The 6628-nt window shown below is 57.5% G+C and carries 7 protein-coding genes and 1 tRNA gene; 5 read left to right on the plus strand and 3 right to left on the minus strand.

Annotated elements, in window-relative coordinates:
• Positions 1–111 precede the first annotated feature (111 nt).
• The 3 genes from Q668_RS08830 (at position 112) to Q668_RS08840 (ending at position 2757) form a co-directional block, all read left to right on the plus strand.
• Positions 112–693, plus strand: a complete 582-nt coding sequence (locus Q668_RS08830) for a hypothetical protein (RefSeq protein WP_152521771.1) — start codon at positions 112–114, stop codon at positions 691–693.
• Between the two features lie 75 nt (positions 694–768).
• Positions 769–1473, plus strand: a complete 705-nt coding sequence (locus tag Q668_RS08835) for a hypothetical protein (RefSeq protein ID WP_036219577.1) — start codon at positions 769–771, stop codon at positions 1471–1473.
• An 84-nt stretch (positions 1474–1557) separates the two neighbouring features.
• Entirely contained in the window at positions 1558–2757 is a 1200-nt protein-coding gene (locus tag Q668_RS08840) for an MFS transporter (protein WP_022989252.1), read from the plus strand.
• Here Q668_RS08840 and Q668_RS08845 read toward each other — a convergent pair.
• Both Q668_RS08845 and Q668_RS08850 read right to left on the minus strand, forming a co-directional pair.
• Positions 2711–3373, minus strand: a complete 663-nt coding sequence (locus Q668_RS08845; protein ID WP_022989253.1) for a cupin domain-containing protein — start codon at positions 3371–3373, stop codon at positions 2711–2713. The genes Q668_RS08840 and Q668_RS08845 overlap by 47 nt on opposite strands.
• 19 nt (positions 3374–3392) lie before the next feature.
• Positions 3393–3923, minus strand: coding sequence for an isochorismatase family protein (locus Q668_RS08850; RefSeq protein WP_022989254.1), 531 nt, complete (start codon positions 3921–3923; stop codon positions 3393–3395).
• Positions 3924–4112: 189 nt separating this feature from the next.
• On the opposite strand from Q668_RS08850, the gene Q668_RS08855 reads away from it, so the two are divergent.
• Both Q668_RS08855 and Q668_RS08860 read left to right on the plus strand, forming a co-directional pair.
• Positions 4113–4203 (plus strand) — tRNA-Ser (locus tag Q668_RS08855).
• A gap of 193 nt (positions 4204–4396) precedes the next feature.
• Entirely contained in the window at positions 4397–5512 is a 1116-nt protein-coding gene (locus Q668_RS08860; RefSeq protein WP_022989255.1) for a porin, read from the plus strand.
• 32 nt (positions 5513–5544) lie between these two features.
• Here Q668_RS08860 and Q668_RS08865 read toward each other — a convergent pair whose 3' ends face one another.
• The gene (locus Q668_RS08865) at positions 5545–6486 is read right to left on the minus strand and encodes an AEC family transporter (RefSeq protein WP_227498329.1); all 942 of its coding nucleotides are present in this window, start codon (positions 6484–6486) and stop codon (positions 5545–5547) included.
• Positions 6487–6628: the final 142 nt, after the last annotated feature.

Below are 6628 nucleotides of genomic sequence, written 5' to 3' on the forward strand. Positions count from 1 at the left end.
CACGATGGTAGACAGTTGAATAGGCTGGGTTATCCTTTAAATGTGTAGATTTGTAAGTCATGTTGCCGATTCGGGTTGTACGGTAATCACTTTGAATACAGGAGAAGTCTGGTGAGATTCCGTTTATTAACGCAGGCTGGTGCGGTGGCGTCTGCCTTCGCCGTCTTTACCGGTTCCGCGCCAATGGCCTTGGCTTCCGAGCAGCAAAACTGGAGCTACACACCGGCGTTTCTGCCGGTATCAGAAGCCGGTATGTCTGCGGTGTCCGCTCACGGCAGTGTGCGTTTGCAGGAGTTGCTGCGAGCGGGTGGTGGCACCCAGCCGGCCCACCTTGAGAGCCCGGATTATGTCACCCGTGTGAATGCGCCATCCGGTGAGGTTAGCGGAGACAGCCTTGCGGACTTGGGCACTGCCGGTGCAGATGTGGCCAATGTCCTTGAAGACCTGCTGGCGTCGCTGCCCGATTTGCTGGACATGGACTTCAAGATTGTCGGCATTAAATACCGGCCGGGCGAAGAGGTCGTCACGCTGGGCAGCGATGGCGCAATCCATGTTGCCTTCCCGGAAACCGTGGACCTGGTCGCCATCGAAAATCTTAACGTAGGCGGCGGAGACGGCCCGCCACTAGGCGATATCAACCTCTATGATCTAAGCTTTCACCGGGATTCCAGAATCCGCATCCAGGGAGAGTAATGCTCTGCCGGGTGCGGTTCGTTCGTGCCGGGCCGGGTTGTACGGTTGCAACTGTACCAGCGGGAGCGTTTGCCAGTGAAAGTACACAAAGGGTTTGAGGAAAAGTCCCGGCTTGGCCGGTTGCTGATCAACCGGGGTTATATCTCGGAAGGCCAGCTGGAAGCCGGCCTGAAAATTCAGCATGACACCGGCCAACGCCTGGGTGAGGTGCTCGTAGAAGCCGGTTGGCTTACCGAGCGGGAACTGCACCGGGTTCTCAAACACCAGGCCCGTTACCGCAACGCCGCCGCACTGGTGGCCATGGTCACCGTCCCTTTCCAGCCCCTGGTTACCTTTGCCTCAGGCAACTCCAATGCCGCCCTGGCTCCGGTGGTGGCGGGCGAGATGTATGGCGGCTTTGCGCCCATGACCGAAGAGGAAATGGCTAGCATAACAGCGGGGAGCGAGATTGGGCTTCTGGAGCGTATTGAGACCGTCGCTGATCCGGAAACCGCCCGGGACCCGGTTAACACCCTGAAACTGGCCTCCCACATATTCTCTCCGGTGTTGAGCTTCGTCGATTCGGACCTCAGTATTTCCGGCGTCCATTACCGGGAAGGCGAACCCCAATACCGTATCCGCGATGACGGTGCACTTCAGTTGCTGCTGCCGGAGCGCATCGAGGAAGTTCGTCTCGACAATATTCGTGTCACCAACAGCCAGACACCGCCTATTGGCAATATCAGTATTCAGGATATCCGTTTCCATCCGGATTCCCGGATGACGATTCACCTGCATTAGCCGTCATTGCGGCTTTGAGCAGCACTTGCCAGCCTGTCATTTAGTGATAGGCTGCCGTTTTCGCATTTCTGACGGGACAGTTTCATGCCTTTGAATGTATGGGTGCTGGTAGCGGCTCAGGCGCTGGCCATGTGCACGGCTCCTTTTATTGTATTTATCGGAAGTATTCAGGGGCGGCTGCTGGCGCCTGCACCGGAACTGGCCACCTTGCCGGTAGGACTGGTGGTGGTCGGCACAGTTCTGGCCATCAAGCCGGCTACCTGGCTGATGGAGCGGGTAGGGCGCAAGCAGGTGATGTTGCTGGGCACGCTGGCTGGCATGATCGCTGGCGGGCTGGGTATGTTTGCCTCCTGGCAATCGGACTTTGTCACCATGTGCCTTGCCGCCGTTATCGGTGGCTCCGGGTTGGCGGTGGTGCATCAATACCGGTTTGCGGCCATGGAATCGGTAGCTTCGGACATGGCGGGTACAGCGGCCGCCAGGGTATTGCTTGGTGGCCTGGTAGCTGCCTGGCTCGGGCCGGAAGTTGCCGGACTGGGCAGCGGCACCGGCGAACGTTTTCCATTTCTTCTGAGCTGGGCCGGACTGGCGGTGGTGCAAGCCATGGCTCTGGTTGTGGTGGCGGTCGGTTATCGGCCTTCCGGGGAGCGCGTGGCCGAGACTGTCGTGGGTGGTGGTCGCCCCATGCGTGAGATTCTCGCCAATCCCTTGGTCTGGACCGCCATCAGTGGTGCAGCCATTGGTTATGCGGTGATGAGCTTTATCATGACTGCAACGCCCCTGAGTATGACGGAAATGGCCGGGCACGATTTTGACGACGCCAAGCGGGTAATCCAGCTGCACATCATGGCCATGTACCTGCCGTCTCTTATCTCCGGACGGCTGATCCGGGTGGTGGGCATCCCCTTGATGATGACTGTCGGCTTGCTGGCCTATCTGGGGTGTATTCTGTTGGCCGCGGCAGGCATCAGCTTCCACCATTATTTATGGGCCCTGATCCTGCTCGGGGTGGGCTGGAACTTCCTGTTTGTTGGCGGCACCACCCTGTTGCCTCAGGGCTACCGGGATTCAGAGCGATTCCGGGTACAGGGCCTCAATGACATCATGGTATTCAGCGCCCAGGCCACGGCGGCGCTGAGTGCCGGAGCCGTGCTGACAGCCTTGGGCTGGGCTTCGCTGTTAATGGTTGCCGTGCCGCTGCTGGTGCTGCACGCTTTGTTGATGGCAGCCTGGCTGCTCAGGCGCCAGCCGGCAGGGGCAGGTGGCCGGTCTTCACCCAGATAACGGTTTCCTGGTCTACGAACGGGTGATGCTGGCTCAGGTGCGGGCTGCGCATCCAGGTGCCTTCCGGGTAACGGCCGTGTTCATCGCAGAACTCGCCGGACAGCACCAGGATTTCCTCGCCACCGAAGTGCCGGTGGGGCTGGAAGGCCTCATTGGCCGGCCATTTCACCAGGGCCACATGCTCATGCTCGAAATCGTGCAGGGGCATTACCTGCAGCCCGCCAATGCCCGGCAACCATTCAGCCTGATTGGTATCGACACGAACGGTTGCGGTGTCCTTCGGATCAAACTGGTGCAGCTTCACCAACAGGGTGCAACCTTCTTCGCTGAAGGGCGCGTGGCCAGTGCCGGGCGGGTTCCGGAGGTAGGTGCCGGCCGGGTAATGGCCGGTCTCGTCGGAGAATACGCCCTCCAATACCAGGATTTCCTCGCCCAGTGGGTGCTCATGCCGCTTGAAGGAAGAACCGGGTTTGTAGTGAACTATGCTGGTGGCATGGCCCCGTTCGGCCTCTTCCCGTGCCAGCGGCTTGCGCTCCACGCCCGCCGCCGTGCTGGGTTGCCATTCCTGTTCGCGGGTATGAACAACCACTCGCTGGGAGAAATCCATATTCAGCATGAAAAACCTCGAATAAGTGCTATTTGATCAGTGCCTGAACGTCCCGGAACCTCGGATGGCGGCAGTCTACCATCCACTCGAACGCTACCATCTCTGTGGTAACAATCCGGGCGCCACTCTGGTGCAGGCGGTCCAGCGCTACGTCCCGGTCGAAATCATTTCGGGAACCGGTTGCATCCGCAACCACCCAGACCTTGTAACCGGCATCCAGAAGGCTCAGGGCCGTTTGCAGCATACATACGTGGGTTTCGCAGCCTCCGATGACAATATGCTGGCGGCCCTCCGGCAGGGCATCAATCAGCCCGTCCGGACAGGCATCGAAATGGTATTTGCTGACGGTGTGGTGGCAAAGCTCCCGAACACTTTCCACATTCGGCCCCAGCTTGTCCGGAACCTGCTCCGTGGCGATGACCGGCACCTCCAGCAAGCCCGCAATTGTCGCCAGCAGGGTGCAGCGGTCGACCACCTCCATTCCCTGACTGATTGCAGGCATCAGCCTGGCCTGTACATCGACAAGAAGCAGGGTGGACTGTTCGGCTTTCATTAACATAAAGAGGCTCCGGATATTGTGGGTGTTTGATGACAAGGATAGCCAATTTAGTCGCCGGAAATCCGCCAACACGGATTTTCAGGATTTTTTTAAAGGAATCGCTTCATTGCGGTTGCCAAACGCCAGCAAAACTATTAAAGTTTGCGCCCTCAAATGAGCGACAACGTAGCTGATTTGAAACAGTTTATTGGAGAGGTGGCCGAGTGGCTGAAGGCGCACGCCTGGAAAGTGTGTATACGTTAATAGCGTATCGAGGGTTCGAATCCCTCCCTCTCCGCCAATAAAAGAACCCCGGCAGAAATGCCGGGGTTTTTTATTGGGCGGAATAATCCCTACAGCCGTAAGCATTAACCGCTACGCCACACCAAACACCCCCACAAAACTGACATCAGTCAAATCGCCACCTCTCTGAACTTCCTAACTTGTTCTCCATGCCACGGAAATGAAATATCTTCCAAAACCGGAGAATCAGAATGAAAAAACACCAACTTGCATTGTTCATCGCTGCGGCCGGCCTGGCCTCTACACCGGCCTTTGCCCAGAAGGCTGAAGTCCCTGATCTGGACGTGGATTTCTACGGCCACATCAACATGGCGGTTATGCACGCCGATACTGGCGAAGGCTCCGAGCAGTACATCGTGGACAACGACTATGCCTCCAGCCGTGTAGGTGCTCGCATTAGCACTGACCTGAAAGACATCGATCTGAAGGTGGGTGCGCACGTTGAATTTGAATATCAGCACAATCCTTCAAATCTGGTCACGCCCGATGACCGTTCCATCAAGGGTAACTGGGACGAGCGGCACATTAACCTGTTCGCTGCAGGGCGTTACGGCAAGATCTCTGTAGGGCAGGGTTCAGGTGCGGCCGACGGGGCAACTGAGTCTGATCTGTCTGGCACCAAGGTAGCCTCCTTCCCGGATCTGGCGTTGGTAGGTGGTGCGCTAAGATTTGTAGATGATTCAAATAATGGTCCGACTCTGTTTACTTCTGTTCGAAACCAGGATTTCGAAGCACGTTACGATCGGGTCCGCTACGATGCGCCCGCCTTTGGCCCGGTTAATCTGGCGGTGAGCCAAGGCTATAAAGACGATCAAGACATTTCTGAGGTTGCAGCATTCTACAATGCTTCATTTGACGGTCTAGGCAAGCTTTCTGCGTCTGTTGGCTATTCTACCAAGGATGAAAATGACGCCGGCGCCAAAGATCTGGATACGGTAGGTGGCTCTGTATCCTGGTTGCACGATACCGGTATCAACCTGACTGCGGTCTACTCGAATGCTGAGAACGATGCCGGTCGCGATTCCGACTTCAACATGTTCAAAGTGGGCTACAGGACTGGAAAGCACTCGTTCACAGTGCACCGGGCTGCAGGTGAAGACTTCAACCCGGCCGCAGTGGATGCTAATGGCGACAATGTAGGTGCGGTCCAAGGCTCCGACGTAGAAATCTACGGCGCCGCCTACGTCTACCAGCCCATCAAGCGCCTGGACGTATACTTCGCCTACAACAACTTCGCGCTGGATGCTGACAACGGCGACTATGACGATGTAAACGTCGCCATGATCGGCAGCCGCCTGAAGTTCTGATCGCCTGAAACCTCAGCCCGCCGGGCAGGGCATTACGCCAGCCCGGTGGACTGCAGTATGAAGACCCCCGCCGTTACCGTTACGCTGGCCAGTAAGGTGGTCAGTGCAATGATATTGGCCGCCATGCGGTCGTTCCCGCCCAAAGCCTTCACCATGACAAAACTCGCCGCTGCCGTCGGGCTGGCGAAGAACAGGAACATCAGGCCCAGCTCCCGGCCTTCGAATCCCGCCAGCCAGGCCGCCAGTGTGCACAGGGCCGGCAAACTCACCATTTTCCATACCGACGCTCCCAGCGCCGGGCCGCTGTCTGTTCTGATGGCTTTCAGGGAAACGGTGGCGCCAATGCAGAGCAGGGCCAGTGGCAGGGTGAGAGAGGCAAAGTAATTGCCGCTGGTCATCACCCATTGTGGAAGCGTGACCTCCCAGGCGGCGAAGGGAATGGCGATAACCACGGCAATAATCAGCGGATTGCGAACCACGTCTTTAACGGTGTTCGAGAAGCTCATGCTTTTACCCGGCTGATACGCCAGCAATACCACGACAGACAGCACGTTGTAGGAAATAATCACCAGCCCCAGCAATATGCCGCCGGCAGACAAGCCGTAATCGCCATAAAGGTTGGCCGCCAAGGCCAGGCCGACAATCCCGCAATTACCCCGGAACGCACCTTGCACATAGACGCCCCGGTCATCTTTGGTCACCCGCCGGATTGCCCAGAACCAGACAGCGCCGAAGCTGGCCAGTGTGGCCGCCAGGTAGAACAGCAGCAGTTTGATGTTGAATGCCGTCGTCAGATCTGCCCGGATGATGCTGAGGAACACCAGGGTTGGCAGCGTGGCCTTGAACACCAAGGCGGAAGCGGTGCTGACAAAGTTCTGGTCTATCCAGCCAATCCGGCGCAGGCCGATGCCGATAAAGACCATGGCAAAAACCGGCAGGGTGGTTTCAAGGGTGTGGGCGAAGGTTGCTAACAGGCCGCTCAAGGGACAACTTACTCCTCTGGAACAAACAACGAAAAAGGCCTCCGCTGGGGAGGCCTGGTGTCGGCATTATAACCGTTCTTTCAGTCGAAGTTCCTTGAGCGGATGGTATCAGTGCGTATTCCGGCCCATCGTG

This window comes from Marinobacter sp. ES-1, assembly GCF_000475255.1.
Classification (GTDB): domain Bacteria; phylum Pseudomonadota; class Gammaproteobacteria; order Pseudomonadales; family Oleiphilaceae; genus Marinobacter; species Marinobacter vinifirmus.

What these genes read in the sequence shown, in the direction of transcription:
- Q668_RS08840 (WP_022989252.1), top strand. Translation starts at nt 1,558, where the DNA reads ATGCCTTTGAATGTATGGGTGCTGGTAGCGGCTCAGGCGCTGGCCATG.
- Q668_RS08845 (WP_022989253.1), bottom strand. Translation starts at nt 3,373, where the DNA reads ATGCTGAATATGGATTTCTCCCAGCGAGTGGTTGTTCATACCCGCGAA.
- Q668_RS08850 (WP_022989254.1), bottom strand. Translation starts at nt 3,923, where the DNA reads ATGTTAATGAAAGCCGAACAGTCCACCCTGCTTCTTGTCGATGTACAG.
- Q668_RS08860 (WP_022989255.1), top strand. Translation starts at nt 4,397, where the DNA reads ATGAAAAAACACCAACTTGCATTGTTCATCGCTGCGGCCGGCCTGGCC.